This window comes from Elusimicrobiota bacterium (assembly GCA_041658405.1).
Classification (GTDB): Bacteria; Elusimicrobiota; UBA5214; order JBBAAG01; family JBBAAG01; genus JBBAAG01.
Genome location: JBBAAG010000002.1, coordinates 70,930 through 93,071, shown reverse-complemented (window position 1 = coordinate 93,071; position 22,142 = coordinate 70,930). Strand labels below are relative to the sequence as shown.

General features: G+C 43.8%; 12 protein-coding genes. 2 read left to right on the top strand and 10 right to left on the bottom strand.

The window, feature by feature from the left end:
• Positions 1-13: 13 nt before the first annotated feature.
• From WC955_01035 to WC955_00990, 10 genes are all read right to left on the bottom strand, one after another.
• Complete coding sequence (locus WC955_01035; protein ID MFA5857630.1) at positions 14-2,449, bottom strand: tetratricopeptide repeat protein; 2,436 nt, start codon at positions 2,447-2,449, stop codon at positions 14-16.
• 4 nt (positions 2,450-2,453) lie between these two features.
• Entirely contained in the window at positions 2,454-4,589 is a 2,136-nt protein-coding gene (locus WC955_01030) for a tetratricopeptide repeat protein (protein ID MFA5857629.1), read from the bottom strand.
• A gap of 3 nt (positions 4,590-4,592) precedes the next feature.
• Complete coding sequence (locus tag WC955_01025) at positions 4,593-6,218, bottom strand: hypothetical protein (protein ID MFA5857628.1); 1,626 nt, start codon at positions 6,216-6,218, stop codon at positions 4,593-4,595.
• 4 nt (positions 6,219-6,222) lie between these two features.
• Positions 6,223-7,884 (bottom strand): hypothetical protein, encoded by a 1,662-nt coding sequence (locus WC955_01020; protein ID MFA5857627.1) that lies wholly within the window; start codon positions 7,882-7,884, stop codon positions 6,223-6,225.
• A 14-nt stretch (positions 7,885-7,898) separates the two neighbouring features.
• A complete protein-coding gene (locus WC955_01015) occupies positions 7,899-9,536 on the bottom strand; it encodes a hypothetical protein (GenBank protein MFA5857626.1) in 1,638 nt (545 codons plus the stop codon).
• 104 nt (positions 9,537-9,640) lie between these two features.
• Complete coding sequence (locus WC955_01010; GenBank protein MFA5857625.1) at positions 9,641-14,182, bottom strand: FlgD immunoglobulin-like domain containing protein; 4,542 nt, start codon at positions 14,180-14,182, stop codon at positions 9,641-9,643.
• Positions 14,183-14,296: 114 nt separating this feature from the next.
• Entirely contained in the window at positions 14,297-15,589 is a 1,293-nt protein-coding gene (locus tag WC955_01005; protein MFA5857624.1) for a hypothetical protein, read from the bottom strand.
• A gap of 8 nt (positions 15,590-15,597) precedes the next feature.
• Positions 15,598-16,887 (bottom strand): hypothetical protein, encoded by a 1,290-nt coding sequence (locus WC955_01000; protein MFA5857623.1) that lies wholly within the window; start codon positions 16,885-16,887, stop codon positions 15,598-15,600.
• 5 nt (positions 16,888-16,892) lie between these two features.
• Positions 16,893-18,176: a hypothetical protein gene (locus tag WC955_00995; protein ID MFA5857622.1), complete on the bottom strand. Its 1,284-nt coding sequence runs from the start codon at positions 18,174-18,176 to the stop codon at positions 16,893-16,895.
• Positions 18,177-18,260: 84 nt separating this feature from the next.
• Positions 18,261-20,201, bottom strand: a complete 1,941-nt coding sequence (locus WC955_00990) for a tetratricopeptide repeat protein (protein MFA5857621.1) — start codon at positions 20,199-20,201, stop codon at positions 18,261-18,263.
• 117 nt (positions 20,202-20,318) lie between these two features.
• On the opposite strand from WC955_00990, the gene WC955_00985 reads away from it, so the two are divergent.
• The gene (locus WC955_00985; protein MFA5857620.1) at positions 20,319-21,371 is read left to right on the top strand and encodes a 3-isopropylmalate dehydrogenase; all 1,053 of its coding nucleotides are present in this window, start codon (positions 20,319-20,321) and stop codon (positions 21,369-21,371) included.
• Between the two features lie 3 nt (positions 21,372-21,374).
• Positions 21,375-22,130: a uracil-DNA glycosylase gene (locus tag WC955_00980; protein ID MFA5857619.1), complete on the top strand. Its 756-nt coding sequence runs from the start codon at positions 21,375-21,377 to the stop codon at positions 22,128-22,130.
• Positions 22,131-22,142 lie beyond the last annotated feature (12 nt).

Below are 22,142 nucleotides of genomic sequence, written 5' to 3'. Positions count from 1 at the left end.
CTGCTAATTTTAATTAGTATTTCTTCAGGAATTCAACAATTTCTGGAGAAACCGGATAATTTCTGGATTTTAAAAACCTCAAATCTTCCTTTGCTCTTTTGTAGTCGCGTAACTGTATATACGCGGATAAGCGGTTATTGTTGGCACTCAAATCCTCAGGGGTAAGTTGTATTGCCTTAGTATACTCCGTTATCGCGGAACTATAGTGTCCGATTTTGAAATAGCAATTCCCGCGGTTTTTATAAGCTACCGACATCCCTGGTTTAAATTTTATAGCAATTGTGAAATCCTTAATCGCATTTTCATATTTTGCGGTTTCATAATACATCAACCCGCGGTTATAATACGCATCTGCGTACCCGGGATCCAGTTTTGTAGCTTTATCAAAATCCTTAAGTGCTTTTTCATACTCTTTCTCAACGGAATACGCGATCCCGCGGTGATTATACGCATTCGCTGTCTCAGATGATTGTATAACAAAAGTATAGTCTTTAACGGCTTTAATATAATCCCCTGTATCTGCATACGCATCACCGCGGTTAAGCCGTGCTTCATACAACGTACCGTTATACTTTATAGCAGTAGTATAATCACGGATAGCATCCTCCAATTTCTTTTGCTCGAGAAAAAGGTTCCCGCGGTTATAATACGCAGTCTCATTGTAAGGATTCAGCTTAACACTTCTATGGTAATCATTCATAGCCTCAGCGGCCTTCCCTAATTTCGCGTATACCATCCCGCGGTTGGTATAAGCTTCATAATACCTGCTGTTTAGCGTTATGGCACTTGTAAAATCTTCCACCGCGCGGTTGTAATCCCCAAGTTCGTAGTACACCGTCCCGCGGTTATTGTAAGCATATGCCGCTTCGGCAGGGCTGGTATCCTCCTTATTACCCTCCGCCAACGCAGAAGTTTGTGCATCTACTGCTTTGGAATAATACTCAAGCGCCTTCCCAGTTTGATTCTTTGCACGATTAAGGTCGCCAAGCGAAACGTAACCCCGGTGTTTATCCTGTGGAACTTTTTCAAGTTTTGCATAATACTCCTCGGCTTTATCATACTTTTTGAGTTTAGAATACACATCCCCTATCTGGCGGACAGCATCCGCATAACCTATCCGCATTTCAATAATTTTGTTACAATCCTCAATCGCTTTATCATACTGCCCTAATTCCATATACGCATGTGAACGGTTGCTGTATGCCAAGAACAGAAACGGGTTCTTGTTGATAGCATCCGTCCATAGGACAATACTATCCTTCCACACTTTTGTGCGTTCCCATGTGAGATACCCCAGGGTTAATGTAATGCATGCGGCTATAGTTATCACCAAACCTTTCTTAATATTTTCATAAACCTTTTCATTTGCGTGTAAGGCGTAGTACAGCCACGAGAACAGTTCGCCCAGTAAATAAGTTACACCGAGCAGGGAAAGGTATAGCCGGTGGTCAGATGTCGGCCGGCCTGTAGTCATCTTTAATACCGGCGCGAGGGTGATCAAAAAAAACAAACTGCCGAACACAATTTTTTTTGTAACCTTCTTCGTTGCACCGACGATAAGCAAGGTAACTAATACCAAAAATACGGAAATATACTTTTCTTTCTCCAGCCGGAATTCAGCGTAAAAACAGGAAAGGTCGTTGGGATAAAACATTTTATTGAAATAAAACACAAAATCGTCGAACGTGCCAAGAACATTATCACTGAAGTTATAACGCATAAGTTTTGTCCGTGGCACTTCATTAGTCAACTGCGCAAGCGCAGCCATTACACCGAAAAACAGTACCCCTGCAAAATAAGGCAGCTTTTCAAGGATGTTGGATTTATCAATTTTTTTGCCATACCAGTAGTCAATCAGGAAAAGGATGAGCGGTAAAGTCACCGCTGATGTTTTCGACATGATAGATATATAAAAACAAATTATTGAATACGTATAGTACTTCCCCTGGCTGGGGTTTTCAATGTATTTAAGATACATTATCAATGATAACAGGTATGTCACGCAGTACAGCACGTCATCCCTCCCGGCAACCCATGCTACGGCCTGTACCTGAACCGGATGCACGCCAAAAAATGTTGCTGCAATAAATGCAGCTACCGCGTTCTTTCCGGTAAGTATGTAGATAAACAAAAACGCGAGCCCGCAGTTAAGCAGGTGCAACAACAAACTATTGAGGTGGTACACAAACGGCGTAAGTTTCACCACCGCGTGTTCCACCATAAAGGATAGGTATAATAACGGCCGGTACTCATTGTTTATGAACCCTGTAAATATTTTTGCGATATTCCTTGCATTAACAACTTTTACTACCGAATTTTCGGTCAATAACACGCCGTCATCCCAGTTCGTAAACCCGTTGAACAACGACGGGAAGTATGCCGCGGCGGTTACCGCAACTGCTAAAATCAGGAGCGCCAAATGTTTTTTGTTGCTGATAATTTTCAACATACTTTCACCATGATGCCAGCTTCCGCGCTTTTGTAAAACACTTTTCCGCGGAGGTATTATCCCCTGCGCGGGTATACACTGCACCGAGGTACTGCCATATATCCTGTGAGTACGGGTACATACGGGAAAGTTTGGTATACACCCTCAACGCCTGTTTTAAATCACCGTTTGATAAATATAACTCCCCAAGGCTAACCCATACCGGAGCTAAACCCGGTGCGTACTTCACCGCGCGTTTGTAGTACGCTTCCGCACGGAAATTATCGTTATTCTGCTGATAAAAACTTCCGAACCGCCAGTAAGTATTGCCGTACTTCGGATCAGCTTCCAACGCTTTCTGTAAATAACCCATACCTGTTTTAAAATCGCTTAACACCAGGTATGTAAAACCAATATCGCTGAGGTAGTCCGCAGAGGCAGGGTAAAGAGAAGACATAAAACTTAAAACATCGATAGTATCACGATAATTCTTTGTCCAGTAACACAGGAATGCAAAACTTGCATACTGTTTTTTCAAAGAAAGAACGTTCTCCGCCGGATTTTGCAGAAGCTCACGTTTTTTTGCGGATAATAACTGATAATTTTCATCCACCTGTTTCTTCCCAATAAATATTTTTTCTCTATCCTTAAGTTTAAACACCACAGCGGTATTGTCAACAAAAGCCAGTTTCCATCCCGTATGGTGGTACAAGTAGTCCGTAAGCGGTGCGGATATTTGCGAAGATATATCAAGCACTGCGTAACCAATATTATACTGCTTCACCAGCGCGTCAAATCCCGCGGGGATTGTCAATACATCGTTGTATTGCTTAAAAACACCAAACTGGTGTGCCACTATTTTTGAAGTGAGAAATACCTTAGTTTTAGGGAACAGTTCCCACGCAATGCCGTCACCTAGGGTATGCGTATTAAAAATCACGCGGTTACCTTCAATTGTTTTCAGGTAATCCCCAAGTTTATTATAGGTTTCCCCAAATGCTGTACTAAACCCAAACCCATAATCCAGGCGGTTAATACTATAAATTTTACCGGTAACAACCATAACAATGAAAATAGCAGTACATGATAACAGTATTACCCCGGAGATATAAAACACTTTTGTTGACACAAAAAAATCCTTCACCCTGGACGGAACTGTCAGCGGTGAAGAGGAAAAGTTATGAGATGTAACGATCAACATAATACATGATGACAGTATCAGGGATATTACCGTGTTAAACGCTAAAAATAGGTTTAAAATAAACAGTAATACCATGAGCACTTTCACACGCATATGTGTTATAAAAGACATTAAACATACAAACAATAGCGCGATATAAACTTTATATGAAAAAAACTGCTTAAAATCTGTATAGAAAACAGGGTAATACGAACTGACATTCGCACGAATAATGTTCTCCCCGGGGATAAGAACCCAGAAATAGTCAAGGACACCGAGATAAATTTTCCAGCCGTACGGGTTCACTATTGTTGCAATAAGAGACGCAGCCAACGCTATGGCAATATACATCTCTTGCTTATTAGGATTATCCCGCGGTGAAGTAAGTTTCAGAACTATACTATCAACCAGGTATATAAGCAATACCGCAGGGCCTATCAAAAAGAAGTTGTGCGAGTTTGTCCATATAACCTGCATAATTGCCACTACCGCGATAAAGGCCGTACCATTGAGCTTACCCCGGCGGAAGAGTTCAATCAACAATATAAACACGCCGGTAAACAAAACGCTTACCGCCACCGAATGCGGTGATACGTTAAGCATCACGGATACCGCTGTCATCAAAAACAGGAGGTACGTAATTTTACCGGGATTATATAATAACGCTATAACCCCGAATATTATCAACGCTAAAGCCGTTATCCCGGCAGATACTGCCTGTACCCCTGCGAATCCTGAAATCAAGTAGGTAATATACAGCATCACGTCGTATAACCATTCCGAATTTACGTTCATAAACATCGAAGATGTATATTCAAATACATGGGTTTTAGGGACGGTAAGAGTTTTGGCGATATATCCGCCAAGCTTTATTTGTGTCAATACCGCGGATGGAATGGAAGTATTAATTCCTGAAAGAAAAACAAGGATTGCTGTAGTTATGAAAGACGCGGTGTAAATACTTTTACGGCTGAATTTCATCCGTCACTCAGCTTTTAACAAGAAGATGCTCATACATGAACTAAGCTCACCTGCAACAACCTCCGGCTGTTTTCCTTCATAAAAAATTCCAAGTGCTTCAACCACATCATTTGCAGCAAGTTTCACAATTTTTGTACTTGTTGTATTTACATTACCTGAAGAATCAGCAGTATTGCCAAATCCGTAGCAAATCCAAGCGTTATCATTTTTCTTAAGAATCGAGCCATATCCTGTATTCGCCGTAGTATAAACAAATTGAACCTGAAGGCTCATAAGATACCATCCCGCTACCGGCGCACGAAATGAGGGATTTGAAAAGTTACCGGCAGGATCCCAGATTTCGCTGTCAAACGCGATTGTTCTCCAGTTACCTGTTGTTTGTGTCATACTTTGTACAGCGGAACGCGTAACACGGCATCCAATCGCCGTGCCACGCACATAATCACTAGCTGTGATATCGCTTGTTACAGTAACATTACCCGTAGCGTATAACGAACCTTTAACTTTCAACTGATTTGCCCCCGGATTTGTTGTACCAATACCGGTATCGTTTGACGAATTGACATACACCCCGCGGTCTTCCGCATAAGGATCTACCGCCCCAGCGGTAACACCCACGCCTTTCCCGGTCCCGCCGAAGAGGTATAAATCATCCCCAACAGCAAGCGCACCGATGTTTGCCCATGCTTCCCCCAACCGCAGGGAACCTGTAGCGTTGTAACTGTTAGAAACACGTAACCCGTACTGCCCGCCGTACAGGCGTGAATAATTTGTGGATGTAAACCTAATCGCTTTATCCGCCATATCAAGTTTATCATTAGCCGTATTCGTACTGAACACTACATTACCCGAAAACTTTACTGTCCCCGCTGTGAGTGACAACCTGTTAGACGCATCATTAATTATGCGTACATTATAATCCTGTGATGATGCCAGGCCATAATGAAAATCAATAAACGGCGTATTATTAGCTGCTTGTGCAGGGCCAAGTTCGATACTGCCAAGCTGGTTCCGCCCATCAAGCACAGCGCCCTGGGTACCGAAGTTAATCCCATAATTTGCGCGAACCGTACTGTTTGTCCCAGCAACGTCTAGTTTATACGCCGGTGTTGTTGTACCTATCCCCGCGTTTGTACCGTCGTCATAGATTATAGAATTACCCAACGTATTCTGTGACGTAAACCGCGCGATATAACCTGTTGTCCCAACACCTGTTTTCGATGAATACGCTGCGGAAGCCGCATAAAACGTATACGCATCTGACATAATCTGTTCCCGCGGGGAAAGTACCGTACATTGCCCTTCCGTCGTAGCACTTGCCGGGCCGACATAAATTTCCAGGAATGGCATAACAGAATTATCTGACCACGCTACATTTGAGCAATCCAGCTGGTAACTAAATAACCCTTTCTCTACACTAACGCTCACCACACCCGAGTTCCAATAAACCGTCGCACCGTCGTTGTTGGTAAGTTTGAACACCATTTTCCTCGTACTGGTGATAAACACACCGTTTTCGCGGTAACGCCCCTGGTAGTTCAACTGTAACGGCACAGCACTGTTAGTTGTTTCACACAACAACAGTATGAGCATAACCGCGAATATGAACATATTTTTATTAATTTTCATTTTGTTAATCCGCCCTGATTAAAAATCCGGAGAACCCGCCGTCCATTGCTGACGAGTACAAATCAACTGTATTCACTCCCGATTCCTGCCATGCTTTCACCTGCACACCGTCACCGGAGTCAAGATGAACGATCGTAGCTAACCGGCAAGTTACACCGGTAGCTTCCGCAGAATACGAATAATTCCGTGCTACATCCACACCCCCAGCGGTTAATTTTAACCCATACGGTTTCTCATCCACTACTTCCGCGAATTGTTGAAACGCAGCAAAGAAATAATATCCCGCTACCGGCGCGACATATGTATCTGTTGTCGGGTCAAAATCGCCGTTGACATCAAACGACTCTGCATAATCACACACCACCGCCCCGCCGCCGCCGGTTACTAAATTCAGCTGCGATCCTGTTTTATACGCCCGGAAAGCAGACCATTTACCTTTGACATGAGCTGAAGAAGTAATATTTCCCGCTCCTTCAAAAAACGTGGTAACTTCCGCAGCGCCGTTGACGTCAAGTTTATAGGCCGGTGCACTTGTCCCGATCCCAACATTCTGTGATGAATTAACATAAATCCCGATGGAAGTTGCCGGATTGATATTCCCTCCCTGCAACAACGTGCCATACCCCGCACCGCCCACTAAATGCAGATTATACGCTGTACTGTCACCGGAATATAAACCCAACCCGCTGTACACAACCCCTGCACGTAACGGCCCGTAGGTTGCCAAGTCAGTAGTTGCGTATATATGAATCCCCGACGCACCGGATGTTACGCGGTTATAAAAGACACGGTACGCGTCGTAAAACCGCGCGTAGTTTGAGCCAAGGTCGACTTTATCACCCGGCGCAGTGTCGCCTAACTGAATATTCCCGCTGAAATATACCGTCGGGCCGGTAGATAATGCGGAATATATGGACAACGCACCGTTTCTGTCGTTTATCATACGGATATTATAATCCTGACTTGAACCGGTACCGTAATGGAAATCAATATACGGTATCGCATAAGTTGCCGTACTCGGGCCAAGCTCAAGCGCGCCGCCCTGGTCAATTTTATACTGCGCATCAGCGGTACCAAAAAACACGGCGTAACTGCCCAATCGCGCGCTACCGTTTATCTCAAGTTTTGCATCCGGTGTGGTGGAACTAATCCCAATATTTGTACCATTGTCAGAAATGACAGTTGACTGCCCGACAGTATTCGCAGCGCTCCATCTCACGAGGTACGGGCTATTTCCGTCACCTGTAGTATTCGCATATGTCGCAGAGGTTGCGTAGAACGCGTACGCTCGGGAAAGTATACGTTCACGGGTATATAGCTGAACATCAGCTGCGCTTACGCCAACATAAACTTCTATATACGGTTCAATCGCAGCATCCCACCAGTCCACGCTTGGGCCGCAGTATAAAACGTACCGGAATAAACCGCTCTCAACTTCCAATGACACTTCACCAGAATCGTAATATACAGTCCCCCCGCCGCTGTTCGTGATCTTGAACCTGAAAACTCTCACTCCGGAAATATACGCCCCAGCTTCTTTGTACCGCCCCTGGTAGTTAATCCCTGATGGAACTTCGGAATTAAGCACTGGCGGAAGGAATATCAATGGAGATAGTACCATAAATACAGTACAAAAAACTGTGAACCTGTAATAATTGCTGTTCATACCCATATATTCCTTCAATCCGCCTTCAACAAAAACAGTGTCATAAATGTAGCATAATCCGCTATAGTGGAATAATTCGCCCCACCATCTTCATCATCAACAGTTATTATCACGTGGTCATTGGCATTCAGGTGTAAAACTCCAGTCTGTGCTGCGTTAAGAACGTATATACTAGAATGCGGGGAATCACGCCAGGTAGCTGTGCCATTGACATATACATCACAGATAAACCGCATATCTTCCGTTGGAGTAGTAGTAACCAGCGACGCAAAAAGGTAGTACCCCGCCACAGGTGCACTATATTCAGTATTAGCATCATTCCACCCGCCTAGATTCCATGCCTCGTACCTGAACAGCATTGTATTGCCAACAGTATTATTCCACACATCACTGGTTCCTGTTTCATAATAGGAATACACGCCTTCCGACAAACTTTTAACATACCCCGCAGCGGTGACTGATGTCCCGACGGTAAGAGTAGACGAAAAGTTTGCAGTACCCGAAACTTTAACTTTATACGTCCCGGGGTCGGTTGTACCAATCCCGACTTTGTTATCACTTGCTACGTACAATCCCGGGGAGGTAAGCGGGCTCGTGTTATTAGCTCCTATAGCCACAGCTTTCCCTGACGGCGCACAAAGGTTTAAATCATACGCCCCGCTATCACCGGAAAATAATCCCATAGCACCCCAGACTTCGCCCAGGCGTAATACACCGTCTGCTACATCGTCGTCAATGACAGAAACGCCGTAGGTATTACCTGACAAGCGCTGGTAATCACTAGCCGTCCCTAACCGCAGATAATTACTTCCAAGGTCAAGAGCGTCTGACGGAGTGGTTAATGCCATCCCGAACTTACCGGTGGTATATACATCACCTGTAAAAGTCAACTGCCCATCTGCGTCGTTTATTACCCGAACATTGTAATTTTCAAACGAATCTTTACCGTAATGAAAATCTATGTAGGGCGTCTGCCCGGAACCTGTTGTGGGGCCAAGCTCGATTGACCCGCCCTGGTTTGTACCGTTAAGCATAGTTCCTTCACTACCGATATATACCTGATCTTTCACACGGATATTAGAACCGTCCACCTGAAGTTTGAACCGTGAATCAGGAGCGACACTTATTCCTGCGTTTGTCCCGTTATCCTGTATTATTGAATCGCCTAATGTCAATGCTGCGGTAAACTTTGCAGCCTTATCAGCCGCCCCGCCGCCGGTACCCGCGGCAATACGTTGAGAATATGTGGTGGAGGATATGTAATACGCATACGCACCTGCCTGCAGTTTCTCCCGGGGTGTCAGAACTGTGAGCTCTGCGTCAAGTGTTGATCCCGCAGGGCCTACCAAAACTTCTACATACGGCGTTACGGATTCCCATACTACTGCTGTGGAACAATGGAGGACATAGTTAAACATCCCGCGGTCAAGCGATAGGTCAACAATTTTACTGGTCCACTTAACCGTCCCGGCTTCATCTGTGATACGGAACCGGAATGCACGTGTCCCTGTTATATACGACCCTGCTTCTTTATACCGGCCCTGGTAGTTCATCCCGGTTGCAACTGCAGAGTATATTTTGTGAAATGACAGTGTTGTGATAACAAACAACAATAATGTTACCAAAACAGCTTTGATTTTTTTTCTATTCATCCAAAACCCTCTATTATAATAAACGGTTTATTTTATATAGTCAAACCCTAAACTCTTTATTAAAAGTATAGTGATAAATGCAGTAATTGTCAACTAATAATGTTTTACTTTATCACCACAACTTTTTTGGTGTTTTTGTAGATATCAGATATGAACTGCACAAGGTATATCCCTGATGCCACGGGTTCGCCGTTATCGTTCTTCCCATCCCATTCAACCGCTGACACCCCGCGGGTAGGGGAGTTTACCGGTAACGACCGTACGAGTTCACCGGCAGTATTGTATACTTCAACCCGCGCGTATGCCGCGTCTTCCATCAACCTATACTGTATCACAAGTTTGGTGTCAGACTGGTTTAGCCGTATAATATTGGGCATAACGCTTGTTGTGTTTTCTTCTACAGTAACAAACACCGCAATGTTTTTGGTGACAGAACTTACTTGCCCGCTGGTATTTTGCGCGCTGATCTTTACTTCCAGCGGACGGCCGTACAACAAATCTTCTTTTGTCACGACATAACCGTAACTGTAATCCACATAATTCCCAAGAATATCAACGTATCCGTTTTCGTAAGTTGCAAGATTATTGTTCACCTTAACAACAGGTACGACCTTGCATTCAGTTTGTTCGTCTATCACAAACGTAATTCTAATCTTTGTCCCTTCCATCACGGTTATCGGCAAGATTGTTACGCATGAAATTACTGGCGGAGTTTCGTCATGCGGTATCCCGGAGACAACTGCGGAATAATCGCTGCTGTTCTGGCTGGTATCCACTGCCGCGATTCTGTAGTAATACGTAACCTCATTCTCAAGTTGTGTATCCGTAAAAGAAAGCTTGTTTGGTAAAGTATTGAATATCGGGATATACGTACCGTTATACTCTTCCGCGCGGTAGACCATATACTCTTTTAAGCCGGTATCCGTATTAGCTTTCCACTCGATAAACAAACTGTACCCTTCCGGCAACGGCGTTATCGTCAACCCTGTCGGCACACTTGGCGGGATATTATCCCCGCTGCTTCCAATTGTTGGATACCCCGTAAGATCAGCGGACTTACTACTTTCATTCCCGCGGTTATCCACGGCAGTTAATTTATAGTAATAACTTGTGTTATTAATCAAGTTTGTATCCTGATACGCCTGGTATGCGGGATTACCGGATACACGCGTTACGTTAGTGATAAATTTATACGGGCCGGGTTTTGCGGTTGCGCGGTAAATATTGAACGCCACAATCGCGCTTATAGTATCCGACATTTCCCAATTAAGCGTTAATACACCGCCTGTTTTTTCGTCAGTAGAACTTATCCATTCAGGGACCGGGACGGTTACCGTTGCAGTGCTGGAGTACGGTATAAAACCATAAGCAGGTAAAGAATACTGTGTCCCATCCCCGTTGGTATTAAACGCGCGGAGCCAGTAATAGTAGGTTGTGTTATTAACCAAACCCTTATCGCTATAACTATTCACTGTAACAGTTGAGATCAATACCGAGGTAATATAGTTGTTTGTAATATTCCGATACACCGCGTATTTACTGAAGTCCAGTTCAGTATTTATAGCCCACACAAGGTTCAACTGCGTACCAAGCCCCGCGTTTGTTACGGTAAGGCCCGACGGGATTTTTAATTGTAACGCTATCGTCGTTGAAGACGCTATGTTTGAATACGCACTTTCTCCGTCAAGCATATCCCGTGCGGTGAGAACGTAATAATACTTTCTGTTATTCTCTAACCCTGAATCAATATAACTATTTGCATCAGCGTCTATTCCAGTCGATACCACACAAACATACCCGCTGCCAGGAGATAACGACCGGTAAAGAATATAATCCTTAACGCCGGTAGAAGAAGATTCTTCCCATTCAATTATTAACTCCCCGCATTTATTACTAACAACTTTTGCACTAACATTTACCGGGGGTGAGAGGTCAATGACAGTAAATGATGTTTCGTTTGAATACTGGCTTTCCTTATTCAACGCATCCCTGGTAATAAGCGCGTAGTAATACTTTTTGTTAGCCTCCAACCCGTTATCGTAATAAATTGTTGAATTAGAACTTATCCCCGTAGATACCACGGAGATATACCCGCTGCCGGAACTTGTGGAACGGTAAAGGATGTAGTCCTTAAACCCTGACGACACTGATGCCGCCCATTCGATTGTCACTACTCCCTGTTTACTACTGAACGCATAAACATTTGTGGGCGGTAAAATGTTGGTTGTAGTTCCTGCTGCCTGATTTGAATATTCACTTTCGTTATTCCCTGTATCCCGCGAAGTAAGGACATAGTAATACTCTTTATTACTCCCCAACCCGGTATCAACGTAGCTGGTAACACCCGGCGGTATGCCGGTAGAGGTAATTTTTACATATCCGCTGCCTGGGGTGGTTGATCTGTAAAGAATGTAATCCTTCAATACTACGGAAGTAGACACTGTCCACCCGATCCTGAGCTCACTGCATTTTGAGCTTAACACGCTGACATTCACCGGGGCAGTAAGGTCTGTCGTTACTGTCGTAGAGGACGCTTCTTTTGAGTACGCGCTTTCGTTATTTAACTCATCACGCGAGGTAAGGACGTAGTAATACGATTTATTACTCTCTAATCCGGAATCATAATAACTGGTAACACCGAGTGCGATCCCTGTGGATACAACTTTAACATACCCGCTGCCGGAAGTTACCGACCGGTACAACATATAATCCTTTATCCCCGCGGAAGTTGATGCTGCCCAGCTGATTTTAAGTTTATCGTACACATCACTGATTGTTTTAACACTGACACTTGTCGGTGGAGTGATGGTTATGATATCAAACGTTTTCAACGGTGTAACCGTAAAATATCCGGTTGAGTTTGCTACCTCAAACTGCCATTGGAATAATGTTGTCCCAGAGGTTATTGCGTTTGACGGTATAGTCCCGCTGTACCCTATCCCGCCGGTACTTACCACTGCCACGGTATTCCATGTGTTTGACCACGCGGTACCCTCTTTTATACGGTACTTTAAGACAGATTTTGTTAAGTCCAGAGTATCGGGGGTAGTAAACGTTATCGGTATACCGTTATTGACCTTATGCACTTTCGCCGGCGGGTTTGTGACGATTAATTTTGGGCTCTTATCATAGTCACACCAATAACTTTTACGTAATCCCAGTAAGCGCGTATAACTTTGTTTTGGCGTATTGTCACGACGGATTAACCCGCTCCACGGCTGGTATGTATCAAGGTCCATAAAGTCCCACCAGCCGATAGCTTCAACCGCTGACTTACTATAAAACAGTGTGTACAACTGTTCTATACGGTCAGCCTGCATTGTCTCTGACCAGTCACCATGCCACCCTGGCCCGGGATCTTTATCCGGCTTCCCGCAGAGCGGGTCAGGGATAGATTCTGATGGCGCGCTTTGTTCTGTAATATGTATAGGCTTCCCCAGTGCAGCGTACTGGTCAAGTTTTCTGTCAATCTCAAAAATATCCTGTGAGTTATAATACATTTGTATCCCGACGATCTCAAATACCGAACCATCAGCAATTATTTCCTTGAAATACCTTAATGGCGACCTTTTCGTACTCTTAGGTTTTGTTGCGTAGTCGGCAAACATGTAGGTTACGTTGACAATACGCTGGCAGTCCGGCATTGCCTGCCTTGCAGCATACAACGATCCTTTCGTCAACGAGTTCGCTTCCGCATGAGTAAGCTTGTTCGGGTTATAGACATCATGGTGTTCGTTGATAATCTCAAAATATTTGGTATAACTTTTGTAACGTGTAATAAATTCTGTTACAAGGCTTGTGCATTTAGTTTTTAGATCAGTGAATGACAACGAGGCCGCCCAGGTGGGGTACCAATAAACAATCGCGCAGGGGCGCGGGGTGGCAAATGAAGAGACAAAGTTTATTTCAGCATCTACCCGCGCATAATCTATCGCTGTAGTTGAACTCGCCTGGATCATACCCCAATAAAAAAATGATGTCCCGAAGTTGAACATATCCTTGAACAACGGGTCGAATACCGTGGGGTTGTACATATGAGAGAACGAATTTGCACTGAAAAAAAATTTTTGCCTCGGCATCCCGGCTTTCTGCATACGGTACCGCGCTTTTGCCAGTGACAGTTCTTCCCCCAACCTCAGTGATTCCGCTAATGATGTATACATACTATTAGCCCCTGCGCGTTCAACGTCAGCCATAAAGTCGGAACGTAAAGGTACACCGTCAGTAATCGCAGCAGTTGTTGCTGCTTTCACGCGGTTATACCGTGTAACTTTTGCGGCGGATACAAGGTTTATAGTTGCCGCACTGGTATAACCGTTACCGTTGTTATCAGCATAAACATATACAGTACCGAAATTCGGTACTGTAAGTAAAACCCCCAGCTGTACCGGTGTGGTAGTAGAAATTATTATCGTTGCGGTACCGGTTGTGGTAACCACAGATTTTGGAGGTAATGGTTCGGTGTTTAAGTCCCAGCATTTTATGGTATCTACAGTACTCTCAGGTGCGGGAATACTGCCAACGAGGTTTATATTTACAGTCAATGTATAATCCGCGAGACAGGCGCTGGTAAAGTTGGATACAAGAAGTGTTGCTATCAGACAGATCAGATATATAGTTTTATACATTGTATTTTTTATTCTCATCGTTATCGTCCTGGTTTTATATTATAGTAAATATGCATTATTTTTGATAAGAAGTGTTTATAGAAACCGTAGCCCTGTTTTTTTAGCACTGCAAACTTGATGCGGATAAATATCCTATTTCACACGCATAATCCACACCACTGTCATAGCTGCTACTTGTATATATGGATAACCTAAATTATCGACACTACTATATGAATTTTTTGTACCATTTTCGGTATCATAAAAATATCCCAGAATGTTTCCACCGTAATAATTTGCAGTATTCACTCCGGTATATTGGGTTCCATTCCCGGAATACCGTGTTGACGCGTTTGTGGAACCTGAAGTTGTTCCCCCTCGAATATACCGTCCTCTACTGCCAGCATAGACCTGACTGTTCAAATTAGGTATTGTTTGGCCATTATAAACCGAAGCCGCATCTGATAATACTTGCCCGCTACATTCCACCCAGCCGGAAGGTAACGCCGGAACACCGGTTAATGATTTATGCCAAGCCATAATTACGCCTATCGGCAAAATTCCGTAGCCCGAAAGAGTGCCGCTTTGTGTTACTGACATCAACTCTGTCCCGTTGTTACTAGACAATTTCAGTGAATACGTATTCCCTGAACCGGTTTTTATGTCCAATGTTGCAGAAGGATTTGTCATACCGATCCCCACTTTACCTTCTACTATTAACCCGTTACTTGGCGCGGCTGATGTACCCGAATATGTTGCGCCAACTGCTACTGCACCTTCAATATCAAGTTTGTTTTGTGGACTACTTGTCCCAATCCCAGTATTACCTTCCACAATCAACCCGTTATTCGGCGCAGCCGACGTACCGGAATACGTCGCACCGATTGCGCAACTGCCTTCAACATCAAGCTTGTTTGCCGGTGATGCATTACCGATTGCCACACTGCCGTTATCGTATATCGTAGAAGAATTTCCTACCTGATCAGCTGCAACAAATTTTGCAGGATAATTATTTGCAGTACCAGCCCCGGTTTTTTGTGAATACGTAGTAGTAGATGCAAAATATGAATACGCTGCACCCATCAACTGTTCCCGGGGAGCTAATACAGTCAACTGTCCTTCAGCTGAACCGGCGGGGCCAACCCTTACTTCTATAAACGGTTGTGTGTCACTCCAATTTATTCCCGTAGAACAAAGAAGGGTATAACTGAACAACCCTTTTTCTATAGATAAATTCACAATGGGAGAACGCCAGTATACAGAAGCGCCATCGTTATTTGATATTTTGAAAAGAAACGCACGGGTTCCTGAGATAAAAACACCATTTTCACGGTAACGCCCCTGATATGTCATCCCGTTAGGCGCTTCGCTTAACATTGCTACTGATTGCAGCATAATGTAAAACAAAAATATTGGTTTCAGTATCAATCTCATATTATTTTTCATATATTTATTTACTTTGTTTTCATAATCCACACCATCGTCATTGCTGTTACCTGAATATAGGGATACCCAAGAGTGTTGTCAGTTGTGCTATATGTCACAAGAGCACCATTTTCTGTATCATTCCATTGCGCATAAGCAGCGCCATAATAAGTTCCGCTTTGTCCAGCGTACTTTGTACCATTCCCGGAATACCGTGTTGATTCATTGAATGACCCAGATGTTGTTCCCCCGCGAAGATAAAGTCCTCTGCCACCAGCATATTTTTCACTATTCAAATCAGGAATTGCTTGCCCGTTGATTGGCGAATCAACATCTGATACAGTACCACCAGTGCATTCAACCCAACCCGCAGGTAAAGAAGGTACCCCGGATAATGATTTGTGCCATGCTACAATTGAACCAATAGGAGCAATGCCAAAACCGGAGATTGTTCCACTATGTTTTACCGACATTATTTCGGTCGTCCCGTTACTGCTTGATATTTTAAGCGCATATGTGTTTCCTGAACCAGTTTGAATTTCCAATGTACCTGAAGGATTTGTTATCCCGATCCCAACTTTCCCTTCGACTATCAACCCGTTACTCGGCCCCGCGCTTGTTCCCGCGTATGTTGCGCCAATTGCCGCGGCGCCTTCGACATCCAACTTGTTTTGTGGGTTAGTTAATCCGATACCAACACTGCCTTCTATGATCAACCCGTTTGCTGGCCCCGCGCTTGTTCCGGCATAGGTAGCGCCGACCGCGCAATTACCCTCAATATCAAGCTTGTTTGCGGGAGACGTGTTGCCGATTGCCACATTGCCGTTATCATAAATACTACTGGAATTTCCCAACTGATCAGTTGCAGTAAATTTTGCAACGTAATTTACGGTTCCTACCCCTGTCTTTTGTGAATATATTGCAGTTGACGTATAAAACGCGTAGGGCGCACCAACTATCAATTCCCGGGGAGTTAACGATATTAACTGTGGTTCAGTCGAACCTTCAGGCCCGGCACTGACTTCTATATGCGGCGTTGTAGTCACCCAGTTCAGTCCTGTAGAAAAGTTAAGGACATAATGATACAACCCGCTTTCTACTCTGAGGTTAACGATCCCGGACCGCCAATATTCAGAAGTACCTCCGCTATCAGTTATTTTGAAAAGAAACGCACGGTTGCCTGTGATATATACGCCGTTTTCGCGGTAACGCCCCTGATAATTTATCCCGGTCGGTATAGCGCAGTACGCTGTAATGGATTGCAGCAAAATGTAGAGTAGTAGTACCAGTTTCAGTATTGACAAAAAAATGTTTTTCATAAAAATCATTTTATCCTCATTATCCACACCATTGTCATTGCTGTTACCTGTACATAAGGATATCCCAAAGTATTGTCAGTTGTGCTATATGATACTAAGTCGCCATTCTCAGTATCATAATATTTACCAAAGGCCATACCATAGTATGTAAAAGATGCTCCTGATGACGTGTATTTGACAGTATTTCCGGAAAATCGTGATGACGCATTTGTAGAACCTGATGTTGTTCCCCCGCGAATATAACGTCCTCTACTACCAGCATAGACTTGACTGTTTAAATTCGGAATTGCCTGGCCGTTTATAGGGGAAGCAGCATCTGACACAGTACCGCCGGTACATTCTACCCACGAGCCTGGTAAAGCAGGGGTATTGGCAAAAGATTTGTGCCATGCAACGATTGTACCAATTGGAATAAACCCGCATCCTGAAATCGTGCCGTTGTGTTTCACCGACAATAATTCAGTACCGTTACTGCTTGATATCTTTAGCGCGTATGTATTGCCTGAACCTGTTGTTACTTCCAACGTACCAGTAGGATTCGTTATTCCAATACCAACTTTACCTTCTACAATCAAGCCATTTGACGGCCCCGCGCTTGTTCCCGCGTATGTTGCGCCAATTGCCGCGGCGCCTTCGACATCCAACTTGTTTTGTGGGTTAGTTAATCCGATACCGACATTGCCTTCTATGATCAACCCGTTTGCTGGCCCCGCACTTGTTCCGGCATAGGTAGCACCAATCGCGCAATTACCCTCAATATCAAGCTTGTTTGCGGGTGAGGCGTTGCCGATAGCAATGTTACCGTTATCGTAAATAGTGGAATTACCTGCCTGATTTGTTGCAGCAAATTTTGTTACATAATTCGCAGTTCCTGCGCCGGTAGTTTGTGAGTATACAGCAGTTGATGTATAGAACGAATACGCTACACCCATCAACTGTTCCCTCGGGGACAATACCGTCAATTCACCTTCAGTTGAACCTTCGGGCCCCACACTAACTTCTACAAATGGTGTTGTAAGATCCCAGCTTATAGTAGAACAGTGGAGAACGTAATTAAACATTCCGCGATCAACATTTAATGCAACAAGTTTTGATGCCCAGAGTAAAGTATTATCAATATCGTATATTTTGAACTTAAAAGTATAACTCCCTGTTACATACATACCATTATCTTTATACCGTCCCTGATAATTTATACCAGTGACTGCCGCTGCATTTATTTGCTTGATAAATATAAGTAATGTTGATATGTGTATAATAAGTGATATTATAAATAATTTCTTCAGCATACTATTGTATTCTCTCATCATTAAATTAATAGTTTAAATTAAAGGATTTGTCAACTTGTTTTAAAAAGTATATTTATTGAGCACTCAGTTTTTGTAGCCTAACATCGCGTTACAGTTATCTAATTCTCCTAATACTACAGGATCATCAGGGGTATATCTCAACGTTTTCTGGTAATACTCAATTGCTCCGGTATAATCCCCAAGCATTGCTTTGCAGTAACCTATACCAAACAAAAATTCGTGGAGATACGGCGCGTGATATACCGTTTTCTCGTATAACGGTATAGCTTTTTCGTACAAACCAAGAATGTAATACAACTGCCCGGTATTCGCTAAATCTTTGGGGATACTAATAAATTCAGTAATCCGCCCTTTTACAGGAGTAACATTTTTGTACCGTTCTAAAACCTTTTCAGCAAGAGAGTCCAGTATTTTTTCGTTATGCCAGGCGCTGTCTTTTCCTCCGGAGAGGGGTTTAATCTTCTGAAAAACAATACCTGTTTCGTCAATAAACACAGTTTTCCATGCGGGATGGCGCCACAGGCGGTTAACCGTCCCGGAGGTAAAGCGTTGTGTATGGTCCAGTACCAGGACATCAATCTTGTATTCCTCCACGAACTCATCAAACATACCGCCATCCTTCCACGCGCGTAGCATCTGCGCGTATACGGTTTTAACTTTTTCCTGTACCTGCGGGAGGAACCCGGCAATAAAAACTTTCCGTTCCTGTATATTTTGCCATACCAGATATCCGCCGGTAGAGTATTCGTTTAACGCCCTTGTTCCGGGAGGGAGTGTATTGATAAACTTCCCTGCGCCTTCAATATAAGTCCAGGGTTTTACTCCAAACCCAAACTCTTTCGCAATACGTAAGTACGTGTAGTACCTGTTGGTTACAATGTTATATGTCAGCAACAGGGACAGCAGTATTATCAGTATCATCGCTGTGGCGGATACGATCTTGAACACCTTCAGTAACGCATTAGCATCACTATATTTCCCCTGACGATAAATCCCGGTAAGGTTATACGCAGCAAACGGGAACGTTACCAACGCAAACAATGTAACCCCTCGGATTGTGGATAAGGATAATCCCAGGAAAAACAGTGTAAGTAAAACATGTGAGACAACAACTTTTTTGCGGATAAAAAAAGTTGCAATTACCGCTATAACAAGGAATTTGTAATACATCAATCCCGGTACATGAGCAGTATCGATCCCCAGTGTGGGTTTAAGTTCGGAAATCATCCTCGCAAAAACGTTATCCTGCCGATAGACTACATTCACATACCCGAGTACTGTCTGGAATATCGTTATACCGTAGGGATTAATCATAGTTGCTGCTACTACCGCGATAAAAGCAATTCCCAGGATTTTAAAGTTACCGCCCCAGGGTTCTATGAATTTTAACTTAAAATACTTCCCCGCGAACAAGTCAAGGATGTAGCATATTATAATTAATAACCCCATAAAATAAAATCCGTGGAGGTTCACCCAGAGAAGTTGTATTAACGGTAACGGGTATAACCACGCAGTTTTACCGGATAACCTGTACTTCTCCAGCAAAAAGATGTAAAGCACAGAAAAAAGTACGGAGAACATTTCCGGCCGCGGATGCGTGCGCACGCTTGCGGATAATACTACCATAAAAAAAAATGCAATGGCGTACCATTTACGCATAATCTTACCTGGTGACAACACCACAACAATTGCCGCAAGAAAAAGTGTCAGGAGCTTGAACAAGATTATACCGTTGACTCCCATAATTGTGTAAATACCGTAGCTCAGCACCTGGAACAGCCAGTTGGTATTAACATACCCTTCGTTGTTAAAAAAATAACAATGGTCTGTTAACGATACCATCGCACGGGTTTCAAGTATCCTCTGCCCGAACTTCAGGTGCCACCAAAAATCAGCGTCTGATATTTTTGTTATCAACAACGCAGACCACAGGATCAGTATGCATACTACCGCGAGGACTGGTAGTACCTCATATTTCTCGTTTAACACACTGTTTTCTTCCAATTTACCGCTATCCTTTCGGTTACTTCGGATACTATAGTTTTATTAATCTTACAAAATATGGTAGAATCAATGAAATTGTTACCAGAATAAAAAAGTTTTTATGGAGGTATTTTTTAGATGTACAAAATTGCAGTAATCCCTGGCGACGGTGTTGGCCCGGAATGCGTGAGGGAAGGATTAAAATCGTTGGAGGCAGCCGGTAAAAAGTTTGATATCCAGTACGAGTTTATCAACTACAACTTTTCGGGTGAACGCTACCTAAAAACCGGTGAGTTGATTTCTGATACCGAGATGGCAGAATTAAAGAAAGCTGACGCTATTTTTCTTGGCGCCGTAGGCCATCCTGACGTAAAACCCGGGATACTCGAGAAAAACGTGTTGCTACGCATACGGTTTGAACTTGAGCAATACATTAACCTCCGCCCGGTAAAACTTTATGACGGTGTATGGACACCGTTGAAGGATAAGGAACCTAAAGACATTGACTTCGTGGTGGTCCGCGAGAATACCGAAGGGTATTACTCCGGCGGCGGCGGATTCCTGAAAAAAGACACCCCAAACGAAGTGGCAATCCAGGAGTCGGTAAACACTTACCACGGCGTAGAACGCTGCTTGCGGTACGCATTTGAGTACTGCCGTAACCGGCGTACACGGAAAGAAATTACGTTATGCGGAAAAACTAATGTTCTCACCTATGCGTTTAACCTATGGGAACGCGTATACAATAATATGGGGAAAGAATATCCTGATATAAAAAAAAGTTATGCGCACGTGGATGCCGTTACTATGTGGTTTGTAAAGAACCCGGAATGGTTTGACGTTATCGTTACCGACAACATGTTCGGCGATATTATCACAGACCTTGGCGCTATGATACAAGGAGGCCTGGGTGTTGCCGCAGGAGGGAATATTAACCCCAAAGGCGTGTCAATGTTTGAACCTATCCACGGATCCGCCCCTAAGTACGCGGGTAAAAATGTTATTAACCCAATCGCTACGGTAATGGCCGGTGCAATGATGCTTGACGTCCTTGGTGAATCCGAAGCTGCGGATGCGATTGAAAATACGGTAAAAAAAATATTGTTATCCGGTAAAATTAAGAGTATGGACGCAGGTAAGATGGGGATGTCAACCTCAGAAGTTGGCGACCTTATCGCGAGTGAAATATAATTCATGGTAAGTAAAAACACTATTATATCGTACCTCCAACTCCTGACAGATTTCGGTGAGGATGAAATCATTATCCCTGAAGGACATAAATTTTTTAAGAAACCAAAAACTGTGGCTGTAGCGCCTAAAGGTAAAATTGGGCAACTTGAAAAGTTACGCCAGCAATACTTAACCTGCCGCGCATGTCCGTTGGGTGAGTCAAGGATAAACTTTGTATTCGGTACGGGTAATCCGGATACCCGTCTGATGTTCGTGGGGGAAGGGCCTGGGTTTGATGAGGACCATAAAGGCGAACCGTTTATCGGCCGTGCGGGTAAGCTTCTTAACGATATGATCCGCGGGATGACTCTTGACCGCAGTAATGTGTATATTGCAAACATTGTTAAGTGCCATCCTATGAAAGACCCGTCAGATCCCGAACTACGGGGTAATGACCGCCCGCCGGTTGAAGCAGAAGCGCGGAAGTGTATACATATACTTCACCAGCAAATACAGATTATTCATCCTGTACTAATCATTGCACTAGGCGCTGTGGCATCACGGTACTTACTACCTGTTGAGTTCAAAGCTTTAGGCGATGTGCGGGGAAGGTTTTTTGAGTATATAACCCCCGACGGTAAGGTTACGGATACAAAAATTATGCCGACATATCACCCTGCAGCGTTACTGCGTGACCCGCGGAATAAAGTGCCTGCATGGGAAGACTTAAAAATTGCAATGCGCGAACTTAACCTAATAATTCCGAAAGGATATGCCTAAACAGCATTACGC

Excerpts from the sequence above, each read along its gene's own strand:
- WC955_01035 (MFA5857630.1), bottom strand. The coding sequence starts at position 2,449 with ATGTTGAAAATTATCAGCAACAAAAAACATTTGGCGCTCCTGATTTTA.
- WC955_01030 (MFA5857629.1), bottom strand. The coding sequence starts at position 4,589 with ATGAAATTCAGCCGTAAAAGTATTTACACCGCGTCTTTCATAACTACA.
- WC955_01025 (MFA5857628.1), bottom strand. The coding sequence starts at position 6,218 with ATGAAAATTAATAAAAATATGTTCATATTCGCGGTTATGCTCATACTG.
- WC955_01020 (MFA5857627.1), bottom strand. The coding sequence starts at position 7,884 with ATGAACAGCAATTATTACAGGTTCACAGTTTTTTGTACTGTATTTATG.
- WC955_01015 (MFA5857626.1), bottom strand. The coding sequence starts at position 9,536 with ATGAATAGAAAAAAAATCAAAGCTGTTTTGGTAACATTATTGTTGTTT.
- WC955_01010 (MFA5857625.1), bottom strand. The coding sequence starts at position 14,182 with ATGAGAATAAAAAATACAATGTATAAAACTATATATCTGATCTGTCTG.
- WC955_01005 (MFA5857624.1), bottom strand. The coding sequence starts at position 15,589 with ATGAAAAATAATATGAGATTGATACTGAAACCAATATTTTTGTTTTAC.
- WC955_01000 (MFA5857623.1), bottom strand. The coding sequence starts at position 16,887 with ATGAAAAACATTTTTTTGTCAATACTGAAACTGGTACTACTACTCTAC.
- WC955_00995 (MFA5857622.1), bottom strand. The coding sequence starts at position 18,176 with ATGCTGAAGAAATTATTTATAATATCACTTATTATACACATATCAACA.
- WC955_00985 (MFA5857620.1), top strand. The coding sequence starts at position 20,319 with ATGTACAAAATTGCAGTAATCCCTGGCGACGGTGTTGGCCCGGAATGC.
- WC955_00980 (MFA5857619.1), top strand. The coding sequence starts at position 21,375 with ATGGTAAGTAAAAACACTATTATATCGTACCTCCAACTCCTGACAGAT.